We start from the raw sequence: 1,470 nt of genomic DNA, 5'->3' as shown, positions 1-1,470 counted from the left end.
TAATATGGTACCTGTAGTAAGGACACTTGAAAAAGAGTGTTTTATCTACAGGTATTTTTTTATATACTAGAATTTCAACATATGGGGAATTAGGGGACGTCATGAGTAAAATAACATTTACAACTAGAGAGATAAAGTCACTTCAACAAAATCCAAATGTGCAACGAGTCAGTGAACGATCGATTACATATTCGGATTCTTTTAAAAATAAATTTATGGATGAGTATTTGGCGGGTAAGCTACCACGTCAGATTTTTAGTGAGAACGGTTTTGATGTCGAAGTAATTGGACTGAAGAGAATTGAACAATCTGCTCACAGGTGGAAAAAAGCGTACCAAAAGAATGGATTAATCGGTTTGACTGATTCGAGGAAATCAAGTTCGGGTAGACCATTAAAACGGGAGCTTACACCGACCGAAATAATTGAACGGCAGGAAGCAAGAATCAAGCTACTGGAGGGGCAGGTCGACCTACTAAAAAAGCTAGAAGCGACAGAAAGGAGGCTGCTAAACACAAGAAAAAGTCTAGAACCGAGTAGAGTATATCAGTTAATTTTTGAGACGGTTGAACAAAATCACTTTAAGCGAATGACCAGGTATTTTTGTGACCTTTTAGAGGTGTCCCGTTCTGGATATTATAGCTACCTAAAGGCATCCAGTAGTCGAGAAGCAAGAGAGCAGTTAGATTTAGAAGCCAAAAGAATGATTTTAAAGGCATTTACTCGTCGGGGATACAAGAAAGGATCACGTTCTATAAAAATGATATTAGAGAACGACTATAACCTTATTTTTAGTCGTAAAAAAATTCAAAGAATCATGAGGAAATACAATATAGTATGCCCTCATAGAAGACCAAATCCTTATAAGAGAATCGCTAAAGCAACAAAGGAACATACGGTCGTTCCAAATAAGTTAAATAGAGAATTTAAGCAAGGAATTCCAGGGAAAGTATTACTAACGGATATCACATATTTGCCATACAATGGAAATAGTATGGCTTATTTGTCGACCGTAAAAGATGCTTGTACAAACGAACTACTTGCTTATCATGTATCTGATCGAATCACGTTAGACATCGCAACAAAAACCATCAAAAAACTAGTGTCTAATAAAAAGGTAACAATACATCCAGATGCCTTTATCCACTCAGATCAAGGTAGCCATTATACAAGCCCAACCTTTCAAAAGTTACTAAAGAAATATGGCTTAGGTCAATCCATGTCTAGAAGAGGAAACTGTTGGGACAATGCCCCACAGGAGTCTTTTTTTGGTCATTTAAAAGACGACGTAGATTATCAGTCAGCTAAGTCATTAGAGGAATTAAAGGCAAAGATCAATCATTACATGGTTTACTATAACAACTATCGTTATCAATGGAATTTAAAAAAGATGACTCCTATTCAATTTAGGAATCATCTTTTAGCTGCTTAGTCTCTTTTTTTATAGTGTCCTTGACAAAGGTGCCAGTTTA

At 36.1% G+C, this 1,470-nt stretch carries 1 protein-coding gene; it reads left to right on the top strand.

All coding sequences use genetic code 11. From position 1 onward, the window contains the following. Positions 1-101: 101 nt before the first annotated feature. Positions 102-1,430 carry an IS3 family transposase gene (locus ACVBAX_RS25235; protein ID WP_251524437.1) on the top strand — a complete coding sequence of 443 codons (1,329 nt, stop codon included), beginning with the start codon at positions 102-104 and terminating at the stop codon, positions 1,428-1,430. Positions 1,431-1,470: the final 40 nt, after the last annotated feature.

Source organism: Robertmurraya sp. GLU-23 (assembly GCF_052983275.1).
This window is presented reverse-complemented; position numbering and strand designations above follow the sequence as displayed.